The sequence below is a fragment of the Sorangium sp. So ce124 genome, from assembly GCF_051525235.1.
Lineage (GTDB): Bacteria > Myxococcota_A > Polyangia > Polyangiales > Polyangiaceae > Sorangium > Sorangium atrum.
The window spans coordinates 9,312,480-9,325,970 of sequence record NZ_CP150312.1 but is presented as its reverse complement, the minus strand read 5'-3'; the positions used below and the strand labels follow the sequence as shown (position 1 = coordinate 9,325,970).

The following is a 13,491-nucleotide window of genomic DNA, read 5'->3' as shown; positions in this document are numbered from 1 at the left end:
TGCGTAGAACGTTCTATCGCTTTTCTGGGTAGATGAATGAGCCTAGAACTTCCTCCGGTGTCTCGTCGACGACGTGCGAATGGGTGCTCGTCGTGATTGCTGTTCCATGGCCTCTCGCTTCCATGGCCAGAATAGATTCCGGACGATAGTAGGCCCACGGATGCTGCCTGTTGTAGTCTGATGGAACGTTCGTGCCGCGTCCGTCCGAGTTGCGAGTCAATCGAATGAATGGCGTCAAGTCAAGCTGAGCTATGAGTTTGTCGATCGGATCGACCGTGTCGAGACCTAGAAATGGGGTGCCGATGTGGGTGTCCAGGCCCAACCCCGGATTTCTCGGGACAATCGCGTCGATCGTGTCCCGATCCAGCACCCAGTCGTATCGATATTCCGATCCGCCTTGTCCGGCGGCGCATTGCGCGAAAGACACCGGATGCGCGATCGGGCACGCTTTCAGCACAGCCTCGGCCGGCAGGCCTGCAAGCTTGACTGCGCCGTGTAATTCAATGGTTCCGCTTCGGTCCGTCCGGAATCCTTTTATCCGGTTCGCCCGGAAGAATGCTCGACCGCTTTTGACCTGAGCGACTGTCATGTTCATCGTCCAGTTCGGCTCGAGCTGGTCGCTGTGCGCGCTCTCCCGGCTGTCGAAGGTGTAAACGTAGGTGGACGAGTCTTCGAGGGGAGACGCTCCGAGCAATCGCTCGCGACGAAAGTGAATGACTTGTCCCTCGTTGCTGTGCATGCAATCGAATGTCTCGTCGGGGAACCTGGCCATCAACTCGCTCGGCGACTCTGCGGCCATGTAATCTCGGCCGCTTGACGTGTGGACCGTCGCTGCGTCGTTGATGCTCGTGATGTACTCGATTGCGCTGAGGCGAATATGTCCCCATGTGTGTATCGAGTTCTTTGAGAATGGAATTTTTGCGAATGGGTCGTCTCCTTGGATGGCGTTCAACAAGGATTCGACCGATCGAATTTCCAGGTAGCGTCGCCCATGAAGTTCATTGAGGAGCGTTCCCTTCTCCTCTTGTAATAGAAGTTCGATGGCGAGAGGTCGAACGTAAAGAGGCGGGCGGTTGCCCGAGGAATGTGCCAGCGTGATGAATGTCATGGATGGCCCTCCTGAATTTTCAGGGGCCAGGCATCATAGGAACCTGGCGTCCGCGAGGTCAATCCTGCTGCGGGTTGACGCTGTCTGAGCACCACGCCGGTGAGATCGGCTCGCTCGCTCGATCCTCGACCTGAACGGCAATCAGACCGGCGAAGCCTGCGACCTGGGCATCGACGAGCGCAGCGGGGCATGCCTGGCCGCCGGGGTCGTCGATCGCGACGACGACACGAGCTGGCCGAACCCTGCCAGCCTTCCGAGCCCCGAGACCATCGACACCGGGATCTTCGGCCGGTACTGCGGCGGGCGCCTCCTTTACCTATGCGCTATCGCTGGGCGGCGCAGGTTGCGATCGCCTCGCTGCCAGGACAGCCTCCTTCACCGGGGCGCTCAAGCCTGGATAGCGCTCACGGCGAGCTCAAGCGCCGAGCTCGGGAAGCAGGACCCTATCTTTCTACCATCAGCGCAATTCCCCCGCCGAAAAAGTCGATCGATGCGTGATTTTTGTAGCAAAGCTGCTTGGACGCTTGCCGTGTTGGGACATACTGGTCCCCTCGATGGCTTGGCCGCATCCGGGGGCGATTGCCTGCCCGCTCGGGTCGCGCTGAGGAAAGGAGACTTATGTCACGATGGTTGAAGCTCTCGTTGCTCGCCCTTGGTGCCAGTGCTCTCTTGGCCGCGTGCGGGGATGACGGTGAGTCGTCCGCTGGCTCCGGCAGCGGCGCGAGCACGTCGGCCGCGAGCGGCTCGGGCGGCGGCGACGCTTCGACGAGCACCGCTGCGTCCGGAAGCGGCGGCGGTGACGGCGGAAGCGGCGGCGGCGACGGCGGGAGTGGCGGCGGCGAGTCCCTGCGGGCCGAGGCGGAGCTCCAGGGGTTGAACTCGAGCGGTCTGACCGGGACTGCGACGTTCACGCAGGCCGGAGAGGAGGTGACGCTCACCATCACGGTGTCCGGCTGCCCTGCCGGCGAGCACTCCGCTCACATCCACCAGAACAAGAGTTGCGAGAACAACGGTGACGCTGCGGGCGCCCACTGGATCCCCAACGGCGAAGGGCTCGGCAGCTTCAAGTGCGATGAGGCTGGCCAGGGCACGCATAGGGTCAAGCGTGGGACCGATATTTGGACCGTCGGTGGCGACGAGGCCACCGACGTGACGAAGTACGCGATCGTGGTGCACGCCGCGGCAGACCCGCAAGCCGGCGGCCGCATCGCCTGCGGGCTCATCGAGCTGGAGTAACCCTCCGCGCAGCGCTTCCGTCCGGGCCTCCAGGGGCGCATCCCCCTCCGACCGGCTCGCTCCTTCTGGGCCCGGCCGGCGCGCGGCGTGCGTGCGACAAGCCGCCGGCGACGCTCGGAGTCTCTACTTCGGAGGCATCCCCGTGATCTCCTGACGGCGGAGGGTGACGGTGCGCTCGACGACGTCCGATACGGAGAGCAGACGCAAGCGGGGCGGCTACCGGGCGGTCGACGACCCGCGCCGAGCGTCTGCGCCGCACGTTTGCGATCGATGTCCTCGAGTGCCCGGCCTGCAAGGGCAGGATGAAGCTCGTCGCCATGATCACCGCGCCGAGCAACATCGCCCGCTTCCTCACCGCGCTCGGCGAGCCGACCGACGTTCCAGGCCGCTCACCCAACCGAGGACCGCCGTACTGTGGGTTCGGGGCGCAGGGCGCCGTAGGCGACCCGGAGCCCCGAGCGTTGAAGAGCACCGTCCTGCGCCGCAAGGGTTCGCTGCGCACCACGTTGCCCCGCCTTGCCCCGCCGTCCCGCCCCGGGCAGGCTTCGCCCATGGGCGAGCCCGCCGAGAAGCAGCGCCGCGCCACGTACGCCGACCTCGAGGCCGTCCCGCCGAACAAGGTGGCGGAGCTCGTTCGCGGCACCCTGCACGTGTTCCCCCGTCCGGCGCCGCGGCACGCGCGCGCAAGCTCGGGCCTGGGGGCCGAGCTGACCGGTCCGTTCGACCATGGCAAGGGCGGCCCGGGCGGCTGGTGGATCCTGGACGAGCCCGAGCTGCACTTCCCCGACCCGATGGCGCCTGGCGAGATCGACGCGCTCGTGCCCGACCTCGCCGGCTGGCGCCGCGAGCGCATGCCCGAGCTGCCCGAGACGGCGCACTTCGCGCTCGCCCCGGACTGGATCTGCGAGGTCCTGAGCCCGTCGACCGAGGACGTCGACCGCGCGGAGAAGATGCCGATCTACGCGCGCGAGGGCGTGAGGTACGCGTGGCTGGTCGACCCGATCGCGCGCACGATCGAGGTGTTCTCTCTCGTGTCCGGTCGAAGCGGGGAGCGCGGTCCGATCCACCGCGACGCCGCCCGCGTTCGCGTCGCCCCCTTCGAGGCGATCGAGCTCGACCTCTCGGTCCTCTGGGCGAAGTAGTAGCTCCTCGATTGCGTGGTGACGGGAGATTCTGTTCGACGCTCTTGGAGCGGATCTCGTCGTGGTCGGTCAGCTGGGCGGCGGCTCGGCGCTGGCCTGGCGGGGCCCCGGGATCAGCGGCACCGACGCATCTCAGCCAGGAAACTGACTAAATCTAGGCGGAATCTAGAAAATTAACTCTGCATCCTGGCTAAATGAAAGCTCCGTTCAGAATTAATTCTCTAGGATCCAGGTGATCGAAAGCCACATCGAGAGAATCGACTCTGGGAACCAGATTGATCTACCCAGGATCCAGAAAAAACGCTCATGAATCGAGCTAAACGCCCCGCCCGGGCGCTGTCGGATCGATGATCCGCGGACTCACGGCACCGGATCCGGCCATGCGGCGCGGGAGGACGAGGGCTCAGCGCTTCAGCTCAGGGGGCCGCCGCTCCCTGCTCGGCCGGCGCAGCCTGCGGCGCGGGGGCGGGCGGCTGTGCGGCGGCGCCCTCCTGCGCCGGCGCATCCATGGCGCAGCGGAAGCCGATCCACGCGTGCGCGGTCACGGGCGCCGCGGCGGTGCGGTACGTGGCGGAGAGCTTCTCGGGGCCGTCCAGGAAGCTCCCGCCGCGCACGACCTTCAGCGGGAAAGAAGGGTCGCCCTGCGGGTTCTCGCCGCCGGGCGGCGGGAAGACGAGGCCGTCCGAGACCCACTCGGACACGTTGCCGGCGAGGTCGTAGACGCCCTCCGGGGTGCGATCGCTCGGGTGGGCGCCGGACGCGCAGGTCGAGACGTCGGCGCCGCGCGCTAGGCAGCCCTCGTTGCGGTCGTAGCAGGCGCGCTCGCAGGTCGGCGCCTCGTCGCCCCAGACGAAGGCCCGGCCGGCCGCGCCGCGCGCGGCGACCTCCCACTCCGCCTCGGTGGGCAGCCGCCGGCCGCGGAAGCGGCAGTAGCTCTCGGCCTGGGAGTAGTCGACGCAGTTGATCGGGTGCCCGGTCGCGTTGCGGGGCTCGTTGCAGCGCCGCGTCCAGAGCTCGACCTCCCGCTGCTCCTCGGGCGTCGTCGGCGCCTGCGCGCCGGGCAGGAGCTCGGGCGTCAGCGAGACGTGATCGGCCGTGGAGCACATGCGCTGCTGCATGCAGGCCCGGTAGGCGCGGACGGTGACCTCGTTGCGATCGATGTAGAACCCGCGGGTGAGCGTCACCTGGCGCGCCTCGCCCGCGGCGCCGATCGTGGTCGAGATGGGCCCGATGAAGACCATGTCCGCCGGCGGCGCCGCAGGCGCGGCGGGCTCGGCGGAAGGCGCCGCAGCCGAGGCGCTCGCGGTCGGCGCGGCGCTGGCGGGCGCCGGCACGCCTGCGGCGGCCGTCGCGGGGCGCCCGGCGGACGATGCCGCGGTGGTGCGCGCGGCCGGCGCCTTCGCCGGCTTCTTGTCGGGCGCCCGCGTCAGGACATACGCCGTCGCGCCGGCGCCCCCGAGCACGAGCGCCGCGACGAACCAGGGAAGCGCCGCGCGCGCGGTGCTGCGACGGCGTGGTGGTGCAGCGTGCGGCGGCGCGGCGTGCGGCGGCCCGCCCGCCGCGGCCTGGGGGTGCGGGGCCGCGCCGGGATGCGGGGCCGCGCCGGGATGCGGGGCCGCGCCGGCCGCAGGGGGTCTGGCCGGCGCGACCGTCTCGATCATGGAGTCCTCGACCTGCGCGGTCCTGGAGCCCCCCGTCGCCAGCGCGTCGGCCCCGTCTCGCGCCCGAGGCGCCGCGCCGCCCGTCGCGCCGGCGGCCTGCGGCCCGCTCGCGCCGGCGGCCTGCGGCCCGCTCGCGCCGGCGGCCCGCGGCCCGCTCGCGCCGTGGCTCACCTTGACGATGGCAGGCCGCGCCGGGGCGGGCGCGTGCGCGTCGGCGAGCATCGTCGGCTCGCTCGGCCCGACGGCCACGCCGAGCCCCTGCGCTGCCGCGTACTCCGCGGTCGACTGCCCCGCCGCGTGCTCCGGGGAGGAACCGCCCCGACCCGCGAAGGACCCCGCGCGCTCGCCGTGCGCCGCGGCCGAGAGGGCGTCCCAGAACTCGCCTGCGCTCGTGAAGCGGTGCTTGGGCTCGATCGCGAGCGCCTTGTCGAGCACGCGCTCGATCGCCTCGGGCGCGTCAGGGAGCCCGCGCGCGCGCAGCGTCGGGCGCACCGCAGGGTCGGCCGAGGCGACGTAGAGCTGCGTGGGGTCGTCCCCCTCGAGCGCGCGCCTGCCGCTCACGAGCTCGACGAAGATGAGCCCGAGCGCGAACACGTCGGTCCACGGGCCCGTCGCGCCGCGGGCCTTGTTGAACTGCTCGGGCGCGCCGTAGCGCGGCGTGAAGGCGCTCGGCCCCTGCCGGGTCGCGGCGAGCGCCTCGGTGAACGTCGGGTGATCGGACAGCACCTTGGCGATGCCGAAATCGAGCACCTTCAGCGTCCGCGCCCCGCCGACCTGGGTGAGGAACAGGTTCGCCGGCTTCACGTCCCGGTGCGCGACCTTGTGCGCGTGCGCGACGGCGAGCGCGCGCGCGGCCGGCGTGAGCAGCTGGATCGCCTCGGCGATCGACATGCCGGCCTCGCCCCGCTCGCGGCGCTCCCGGAGGTATTGCCCGAGCGTCTGGCCCTCGAGCCACTCCAGCACCAGGTAGGGCACCCACACGCCGGCCTGGGTGGTGAACGCGCCGACGTCGAGCGCCTGCACGATGCCCGAGGTGGCCCGCGACAGCCGGTGCAGGATCCGCCCCTCGCCCCGCAGCGTCTCGAGCAGCGCGTCCCGCTCCGCGGCGTCGAGCGAGGCCGGCAGCTTCAGGCACTTGATCGCGATGAGCTCGCCGAAGCCCTCGTGCATCCCGCGGTAGACGACGCCGAACCCGCCGTCGCCGATGACGGCGGCGACGCGGTACTTCCCCTCGATGGTCTGCCCCGAGAGGCCAAACGGATCGTCGGACGGCTCCGCCATGCCCCGCTCCTAGCGCGTCGCCGTGCCCAGGCAAAGGGGCTTCCGCGCCGCCCGTCTCCGCCGGCGCGCGCACGCGCTCGCGCGGCTTGTGTCTGCATGCCTGGGCTTGCATCTGCTCGCATCCGCTTGCATCCGCTTGCATGCGCTCGCTCAGCCTGCGTCCGGCTTGCGCCCCCCGGCGTCCGGGGTGCGTCCGGCTTGCATCCGGCGGCCAGCGGCCCCATGCCGACGCTCATGAAGACGCCGCGAGCGCTCGTGATCCTTGCCGAGGGAGCCGAGGAGATGGAAACGACGATCATCGTCGATGTCCTGCGCCGCGCCGAGGTCGAGGTCGTCCTCGCCGGGCTCGATGGCCCGGGCCCGGTGCGCTGCAGCCGAGGCGTGCGCCTCGTGCCGGACGCCGATCTCTCGGCGGTGACGGGCGACTTCGACGTGGTGGTCCTCCCGGGCGGCAAGGGCGGGGCCGACCGGCTGGCCAGCTCGCCGGCGGTCGGGGAGCGCCTTCATGCGCAGGCGCAGGCGGGCCGGGTCGTCGCGGCGATCTGCGCCGCGCCGATCGCGCTCGCGGCGCACGGGCTCTTCCAGGGCCGCAGGATGGCGTGCCACCCGTCCGTGAACGACGTGGTGTCGGCGCACGGCCAGCTCCTCGCGAGCCCGGTCGTCGAGGACGGGCTGCTCGTCACGAGCCAGGGGCCGGGCACCGCGATGGCGTTCGCGCTCGCGCTCGTCGCGCGGCTCCGGGGCGAGGAGATCGCGGCGAAGGTGCGCGCGCCGATGATGCTGACGGCCTGAGCGAGATCGGCGCTCGGCCGGCCGAAGTTCTGCTAGGCAATCGAGGACGTCAGATTTGCTTTCCGCATCCACGGAGGTCGAGATGAAGCTTATTTCCAAGAGCGCAATTGTCACCGGGGCTGGCCAGGGGATCGGCCTCGAGATCGCTAGCGATCTCATGAGCCGGGGCAGCAATGTGCTGCTCTTCGGCCGGACGGCGGCGAAGGTCGAGGCGGCGGCCGAGGAGCTGAACCGCGCGGCCGACGGCCCGGCGCGCGCGCTGCCCTTCCCGGGCGACGCGTCCCGCGCAGAAGACGTGTCGCGCGCCGTCGAGGCGGCGACGTCGGCGTTCGGATTGCCGGGGATCCTCGTGAACAACGCGGGGATCGCCACGCTCGCGCTCCTGACGGACCTGCCGGAGGAGGATTTCGACCGCGTCATCGACATCAACCTGAAGGGCCCCTTCCTCTTCATGAAGGCGGTCGCCCGCGGCCTCATCGTCGCGAAACAGCCTGGCGCGTTCGTCAACATCAGCTCCATCAACCAGGTCCTGGCGACCGACGGCCTGTCGCATTACTGCGCCTCCAAGGCTGCCCTCGCGCAGCTCACCAAGGTGGCCGCGTCCGAGCTCGGGCGCCACGGCATCCGGGTGAACGTCGTGGCGCCGGGGCTCATCCGGACCCCGCTCGTCGACGACTTCGGGTTCACGACGGGGCTCAGCGCCCAGAGGTTCCTCGAGCGCACGCCGCTCGGGCGGATCGGGGAGACGATTGACGTGGCGCCCGTGGTCTCGTTCCTCTGCAGCGAGGAGTCGCGCTGGATCACCGGCGATACGGTGTTCGTCGACGGCGGGAACAACCTCCGCGGCCTGCACAGCTACTGGGACACGATGAACGCCAGCCTCTGAGGCCGCGCGCCTCCGAGGGGGCTCCTCCGGACGGGCGCCATCGGGCTCTCCGGCGTCGTAGCGCCTTGTATCGACCCGGAGCCCCGGGGCGCCGCCGAGGGGGTGTAGCTCGGCGTCGAGTCCGGACGCTTCAAGCGCCGTGATGGGCGGGGGCCTGCGCCCGTCCGGCGACCCACCGCCGCCCTTCCCCTTCGTTTGCGGGATCACCGTCGCCCGCGGAAGGCGCGTATACTCCGCCGCGTGCTGCCGCTGCTCGCTCTGACAGTCATCGTCGTGCTGTGCCTTGGCTACCGCTTCTACGGGAGGATCGTCGCGCGCAACTACGCGCTCGACGACGGCGCCGTGACGCCCGCCGTGAAGGTGAACGACGGCGAGGACTACGTCCCCACGAAGCCGTTCTACCTCTTCGGGCAGCACTTCAGCGCCATCGCCGCCGCCGGGCCGATCGCGGGCCCCATCCTCGCCGGCCAGGCGTTCGGGTGGCTCCCGTGCATCCTCTGGATCGCGATCGGCGTCGTGTTCATCGGCGCGGTGCACGACTTCTCGGCGCTCATCGCGAGCGTCCGCCATGAGGCCGAGAGCGTCGCCGAGATCGCGAAGCGGCACATCGGCCGGCGCGCCTGGCTGTCGATGATGATCTTCATCTGGCTCGCGCTCGCCTACGTGATCGTCGCCTTCACGGACATCACGGCGAGCACCTTCGTCGGCAAGACCGAGGAGTTCGAGGGCGGCACGTTCCAGTTCAACCCCGGCGGCGCCGTCGCCGCGGCGAGCGCCGCCTACCTCGGCCTCTCCATCGTGATGGGCGTGGTCGAGAAGTACCTCAAGCCGCCGCTCTGGCTCACCACGCTCATCTTCGTGCCCGCGACGCTCGGCGTCGTCTGGCTCGGCACCAAGATCTCGACCGCGTTCGTCCTGCCGCTCGACAACCCGCAGCGCGCGTTCGGCCTCATCATCCTCGTCTACTGCCTCATCGCCTCGCTCCTGCCGGTCTGGCTGCTGCTCCAGCCGCGCGGCTACCTGGGCGGGTTCGTCCTCTACATCGCGCTCGCGGTCGGCGTGATCGGGATCTTCTTTGGAAACCTCCGTTACCCGGGGGAGTTCGAGCTGCGGCAGCCCGCGTTCACCACGTTCAACGCCGGCGGCGCGACAGGCATGCTCTTCCCGTTCCTGTTCGTCACCATCGCCTGCGGCGCCTGCTCCGGCTTCCACGGGCTCGTCTGCTCGGGGACGACGTCGAAGCAGATCTCGAAGGAGACGCACACCCACCCGGTGGGCTACGGCGCGATGCTGGCCGAGGCGTTCGTCGCGCTGATCGCGCTCGCGACGCTCGTCATCGTGGCACAGGGGACGAAGCTGCCCGGGCCGGGCAAGATCTACGGCGACGGGATCGGCAGGTTCCTCACCGTCATCATCGGCAAGGATCACTTCCTGTTCGCCGCGACGTTCGGCGCCATGGCGTTCTCCACGTTCGTGTTCGACACGCTCGACGTCTCGACGCGCCTCAGCCGCTACATCCTCCAGGAGCTCTTCAACTGGAAGGGGCGCGCGGCGTCCGCGGCCGCGACAGCGATCTCGCTGGCGCCGCCCACGCTGTTCATCATGACCGCGCGCCCGCCCGCGCCCGGCGTGCGGCCCGCGTACCTCGACTTCTGGACGCTGTTCGGCACGAGCAACCAGCTGCTCGCGGCGCTGACGCTCCTCGCGGTCACCGTCTGGCTGCACCGCGAGAAGCGGCGCATCTGGTACACGGCGATCCCGATGGTGTTCGTCATGACGATCACGGTGTGGGCGCTCATCCTCCAGGTGCGGACCGCGTTCGCCGCCGTGGCAACCGAGGGGTTCGCGCTGAACGCGACGACGATGAACGGCGTCGTGGGGCTCGCGCTGATCGGGCTCGCTGTGTCGCTGATGGTCGAGTCGGTGAAGGCGCTGAAGAACGGCCCGGCCGCCGAGCCGGCGCCCGGACCAGGAGCGCTGACGCGGTAGCGATCACCCGGCCGCGGCGCGCTCCCGGAGGCGCGCCTCGGCCAGCCGCTCGGCGGCGAGCTGCGGCGACACGCCTTCGCTCGCCGCCATCTCGAGGACCCTGAGGACCGTGTCGTAGATCGCCTGGACGCGCCGGTGGACCTCGGCGCGGGTCCAGCCGAAGAGATCCGCGCCGCCGCTCAGCACGCCGCCTGCGTTGGCCACGACATCGGGGACGTAGAGGACGCCGCGCGCGGCGAGCGCGTCGCCGTGACGCGGCTCGAGGAGCTGGTTGTTGGCCGCGCCCGCGACGATCTCGGCCCTCAGCTCCTGGACGGCGCGGTCGTCGAGGACGCCGCCGAGCGCGCACGGGGCGAAGATGTCGGCCTGGACCGAGGCGATCGCGTCCGGCGGCACGACCGTGGCGCCGAGCTCGGCGGCGACGTGGCGGGCGCGATCCGGGTCGACGTCCGCGACGAGCAGCCGCGCGCCCAGCCGGTGGAGCTCCGCCGCGAGCCGGCCGCCGACGCTGCCGCAGCCCTGGAGCGCGACGGTCCTGCCGGCGAGCTCGTCGCTGCCCCACCGGTGGCGGGCCCCGGCCTGGATCGCGCGGAGCACGCCCCGCGCGGTCCACGGCGACGGGTCGCCGCCCTCGCCGGCGAGGCCCTTCACGTGGCGCGTCTCGCGCCGGATGAGCTCCATGTCCGCGGGGGTGGTGCCCACGTCCTCGCCGGTGATGAACCTGCCGCCGAGGCGCTCGATGAAGCGCCCGTGCGCGCGGAACAGCCGCTCCCGGTCGAGCGGCTCCGCGCCGCTCCGGAGGACGACCGCCTTGCCGCCGCCGACGTCCATCCCGGCGAGCGCGTTCTTGTAGGTCATGCCGCGCGACAGGCGCAGCGCGTCCACCAGCGCGTCCTCGTCGCTCGCGTACCCGAGGAGCCGCGTCCCGCCGAGCGCCGGGCCCAGCGCGGTGCTGTGGATCGCGATGATCGCGCGGTAGCCCGCGGGCTCGTCCGCGCAGAGCAGCACCTGCTCGTGCCCCATGGCGGCAAGGGTGTCGAACACGCTCTTCATGCCGCGCCGAGCGTACCATTCCGCGGCGACCCCCAGGGCCGGCGCGCTCGGCGGGCGTCCGCGCAGCGGCCTGGCAGCCAATACTGCGGTTCAAAAATCCTGCCAGGGATCTGCCTCGCAAGCGGCGAGACCCGTCCGCCCTCACAGGTCCGAAAAGCGCCAGAGCCGCGCCGGCACCCGCGCTACGACGCCTGCATGCGCATCGACGAGGACGCGTGCTACCGCGCGCTCGAGACCCGCGACCGTCGCTTCGACGGTCGCTTCTTCACGGGCGTGCGCTCGACAGGCATCTACTGCCGCCCCATCTGCCCCGCGCGCACGCCGAGGCGGGAGCGGTGCGTGTTCTTCCCCTCGGCGGCCGCCGCGCAGGAGGCCGGCTACCGCCCGTGCCTGCGCTGCCGCCCCGAGGCCTCGCCCGGGACGCCCGCGTGGCTGGGCACGTCGGCCCTCGTCTCGCGGGCGCTCCGGCTCATCGCGGAGGGCGCGCTCGACGACGCGGACGCCCCGGCGCTCGCGGCGCGGCTCGGCGTGGGCGAGCGCCACCTGAGGCGGCTCTTCCTGCGGCACGTGGGCGCCTCCCCGCTCGCGGTGGCGCAGACACGGCGCCTGCTCTTCGCCAAGAAGCTCCTCGACGAGACAGCGCTCTCCATCACCGAGGTGGCGCTCTCGTCGGGGTTCTCGAGCGTCCGCCGCTTCAACGACGCGATCCGCGCCGCCTACGAGCGCTCGCCGCGCGAGCTGCGAAAGGCCGTGTCGAAGCGGGGCGGGGGAGGGGAGGGTGGGGGACGGGAGGGCGGCGCGCCGGACATCGCGCTCCGCCTCCCGTTCCGGCCGCCGCTCGACTGGGGCGCGCTCGCGGGCTTCCTCGGGGCGCGCGCGATCCCCGGCGTCGAGTCGGCGGAGCCCGGCGCGTACCGCCGCACGGTGCGCGTCGCCGGCGGGCACGGCGTCGTCGAGGTGCGCCCGGAGGCCGGCGAGCCGTACCTCCTCGCGCGGCTGCGGCTGCCCGGCACCGAGGGGCTCATCCACTGCGCGGAGCGGCTGCGCCGGCTCTTCGACCTCGGCGCCGATCCCGACGCGATCGCCGCGCACCTCGGGGCCGATCCGCGGCTCGCCCCGCGGGTCCTGGCGATGCCGGGCGTGCGCGTGCCGGGCGCGTGGGACGGCTTCGAGCTCGCGGTGCGGGCGATCCTGGGCCAGCAGGTGAGCGTCCGCGCCGCGACGCAGCTCGCGGGCCGCCTTGTCGAGCGGCACGGCGAGCCGCTCGCGGTCCGCGGCGGCCTGCCCGAGGGCGCCGAGGGGCTGCGCTTCGTCTTCCCGGCGCCCGAGGCGCTCGCCGCGGCCGATCTGACGGACCTCGGCCTGCCGCGCGCCCGCGCCGCGACGATCACGGCGCTCGCGGCGCGCGTGGCCTCCGGCGAGGTCGCGCTCGACGCCTCGCGCGGCCTGGAGGAGACGGTGCGCGCGCTCTGCGCGGTCCCGGGCGTCGGCGCGTGGACAGCGCACTACATCGCGATGCGCGCGCTGCGCGAGCCGGACGCGTTTCCGGCGACGGATCTCGGCCTGCGGCGCGCGCTCGGCGGCATCTCCGGCGCGGATCTCGCGGCGATGGCCGAGGCGTGGCGCCCGTGGCGCGCCTACGCCGCGGTGCTGTTGTGGACGGCGGACGCGCAGGGCGCGCGGCCCGCAGAGAGGGAGGTATCGGATGGATCTCTCGCTGGATGAGGTGGAGTCGCCGATGGGGGTCATGCTCTTGGCCGCCGGGGGCGGCGCGATTCACGCGCTGGATTTCGCGGACTGCGCGCCGCGCCTCCGCCGCTTGCTGGAGGCGCGGTATGGCGCGGTCGCGCTCCACAGCGCCGCGGATCCCTGCGGCTTCTCCGGCCGGTTGAGGGCCTATCTGGGCGGCGATCTCGGCGCGCTCAAGGACGTCCCCTTCGAGCCTGGCGGCACCGTCTTCCAGCGCCGCGTCTGGGCGGAGGTCCGGCGCATCGCTCCTGGGTCGACGCGGAGTTACGGCGAGATCGCCGTGTCTCTCGGCCAGCCGTCGGCGTCCCGCGCGGTCGGCCTGGCGAACGGCCGGAATCCCGTCTGTCTGATCATCCCGTGCCACCGGGTCATCGGAGCCGGCGGAGAGCTCACGGGCTATGCCGGCGGCCTGGAGAGGAAGCGGTGGCTGCTCGCGCACGAAGGCGCCCGCGTCTTCGCTCCGAGCAGCGCCGCGATCGTCGGATAGTCGCTTCCCTGGGCTGGCGAGGCGATGTCCCGCTGATCGAGGTGTGGCGCTCGCGCCTGCCGGCGCACGGCTCAGGTGTTGAGGTGCGCAAGCGCGGTACGGACAGC

At 71.6% G+C, this 13,491-nt stretch carries 10 protein-coding genes; 7 read left to right on the top strand and 3 right to left on the bottom strand.

From position 1 onward, the window contains the following. Positions 1 to 13: 13 nt before the first annotated feature. Positions 14 to 1,108 carry a hypothetical protein gene (locus WMF19_RS35010; RefSeq protein WP_437894333.1) on the bottom strand — a complete coding sequence of 365 codons (1,095 nt, stop codon included), beginning with the start codon at positions 1,106 to 1,108 and terminating at the stop codon, positions 14 to 16. A 618-nt stretch (positions 1,109 to 1,726) separates the two neighbouring features. Here WMF19_RS35010 and WMF19_RS35005 point away from each other — a divergent pair. Continuing rightward, complete coding sequence (locus tag WMF19_RS35005) at positions 1,727 to 2,344, top strand: superoxide dismutase family protein (protein ID WP_437894332.1); 618 nt, start codon at positions 1,727 to 1,729, stop codon at positions 2,342 to 2,344. Between the two features lie 551 nt (positions 2,345 to 2,895). Continuing rightward, a complete protein-coding gene (locus WMF19_RS35000) occupies positions 2,896 to 3,486 on the top strand; it encodes a Uma2 family endonuclease (protein ID WP_437901708.1) in 591 nt (196 codons plus the stop codon). Positions 3,487 to 3,902: 416 nt separating this feature from the next. Here WMF19_RS35000 and WMF19_RS34995 read toward each other — a convergent pair whose 3' ends face one another. Continuing rightward, positions 3,903 to 6,428 carry an SUMF1/EgtB/PvdO family nonheme iron enzyme gene (locus tag WMF19_RS34995; RefSeq protein WP_437894331.1) on the bottom strand — a complete coding sequence of 842 codons (2,526 nt, stop codon included), beginning with the start codon at positions 6,426 to 6,428 and terminating at the stop codon, positions 3,903 to 3,905. 234 nt (positions 6,429 to 6,662) lie between these two features. Between WMF19_RS34995 and WMF19_RS34990 the strand changes: the two genes are divergently transcribed. From WMF19_RS34990 to WMF19_RS34980, 3 genes are all read left to right on the top strand, one after another. After that, positions 6,663 to 7,220 carry a DJ-1 family glyoxalase III gene (locus WMF19_RS34990; RefSeq protein ID WP_272095156.1) on the top strand — a complete coding sequence of 186 codons (558 nt, stop codon included), beginning with the start codon at positions 6,663 to 6,665 and terminating at the stop codon, positions 7,218 to 7,220. An 82-nt stretch (positions 7,221 to 7,302) separates the two neighbouring features. Next, the gene (locus WMF19_RS34985; protein ID WP_437894329.1) at positions 7,303 to 8,106 is read left to right on the top strand and encodes an SDR family NAD(P)-dependent oxidoreductase; all 804 of its coding nucleotides are present in this window, start codon (positions 7,303 to 7,305) and stop codon (positions 8,104 to 8,106) included. A gap of 240 nt (positions 8,107 to 8,346) precedes the next feature. After that, the gene (locus WMF19_RS34980; RefSeq protein ID WP_272095153.1) at positions 8,347 to 10,095 is read left to right on the top strand and encodes a carbon starvation CstA family protein; all 1,749 of its coding nucleotides are present in this window, start codon (positions 8,347 to 8,349) and stop codon (positions 10,093 to 10,095) included. A gap of 3 nt (positions 10,096 to 10,098) precedes the next feature. Here the strand turns inward: WMF19_RS34980 and WMF19_RS34975 are convergent, their stop codons facing one another. Beyond that, on the bottom strand, positions 10,099 to 11,148 hold the full coding sequence (locus WMF19_RS34975) for a Leu/Phe/Val dehydrogenase (protein ID WP_437894328.1): 1,050 nt from the start codon (positions 11,146 to 11,148) through the stop codon (positions 10,099 to 10,101). Positions 11,149 to 11,343: 195 nt separating this feature from the next. On the opposite strand from WMF19_RS34975, the gene WMF19_RS34970 reads away from it, so the two are divergent. Together WMF19_RS34970 and WMF19_RS34965 are read left to right on the top strand one after the other, a co-directional pair. Continuing rightward, the gene (locus tag WMF19_RS34970) at positions 11,344 to 12,873 is read left to right on the top strand and encodes an AlkA N-terminal domain-containing protein (protein WP_437894327.1); all 1,530 of its coding nucleotides are present in this window, start codon (positions 11,344 to 11,346) and stop codon (positions 12,871 to 12,873) included. Then, the gene (locus WMF19_RS34965) at positions 12,854 to 13,384 is read left to right on the top strand and encodes a methylated-DNA--[protein]-cysteine S-methyltransferase (protein ID WP_437894326.1); all 531 of its coding nucleotides are present in this window, start codon (positions 12,854 to 12,856) and stop codon (positions 13,382 to 13,384) included. Before WMF19_RS34970 ends, WMF19_RS34965 begins: the two co-directional genes overlap by 20 nt. The last annotated feature ends 107 nt before the right edge of the window (positions 13,385 to 13,491 follow it).

Bases quoted from the DNA above. Each gene is read 5' to 3' on its own strand.
- WMF19_RS35010 (WP_437894333.1), bottom strand. From the start codon at position 1,108: ATGACATTCATCACGCTGGCACATTCCTCGGGCAACCGCCCGCCTCTT.
- WMF19_RS35005 (WP_437894332.1), top strand. From the start codon at position 1,727: ATGTCACGATGGTTGAAGCTCTCGTTGCTCGCCCTTGGTGCCAGTGCT.
- WMF19_RS35000 (WP_437901708.1), top strand. From the start codon at position 2,896: ATGGGCGAGCCCGCCGAGAAGCAGCGCCGCGCCACGTACGCCGACCTC.
- WMF19_RS34995 (WP_437894331.1), bottom strand. From the start codon at position 6,428: ATGGCGGAGCCGTCCGACGATCCGTTTGGCCTCTCGGGGCAGACCATC.
- WMF19_RS34990 (WP_272095156.1), top strand. From the start codon at position 6,663: ATGAAGACGCCGCGAGCGCTCGTGATCCTTGCCGAGGGAGCCGAGGAG.
- WMF19_RS34985 (WP_437894329.1), top strand. From the start codon at position 7,303: ATGAAGCTTATTTCCAAGAGCGCAATTGTCACCGGGGCTGGCCAGGGG.
- WMF19_RS34975 (WP_437894328.1), bottom strand. From the start codon at position 11,148: ATGAAGAGCGTGTTCGACACCCTTGCCGCCATGGGGCACGAGCAGGTG.
- WMF19_RS34970 (WP_437894327.1), top strand. From the start codon at position 11,344: ATGCGCATCGACGAGGACGCGTGCTACCGCGCGCTCGAGACCCGCGAC.
- WMF19_RS34965 (WP_437894326.1), top strand. From the start codon at position 12,854: ATGGATCTCTCGCTGGATGAGGTGGAGTCGCCGATGGGGGTCATGCTC.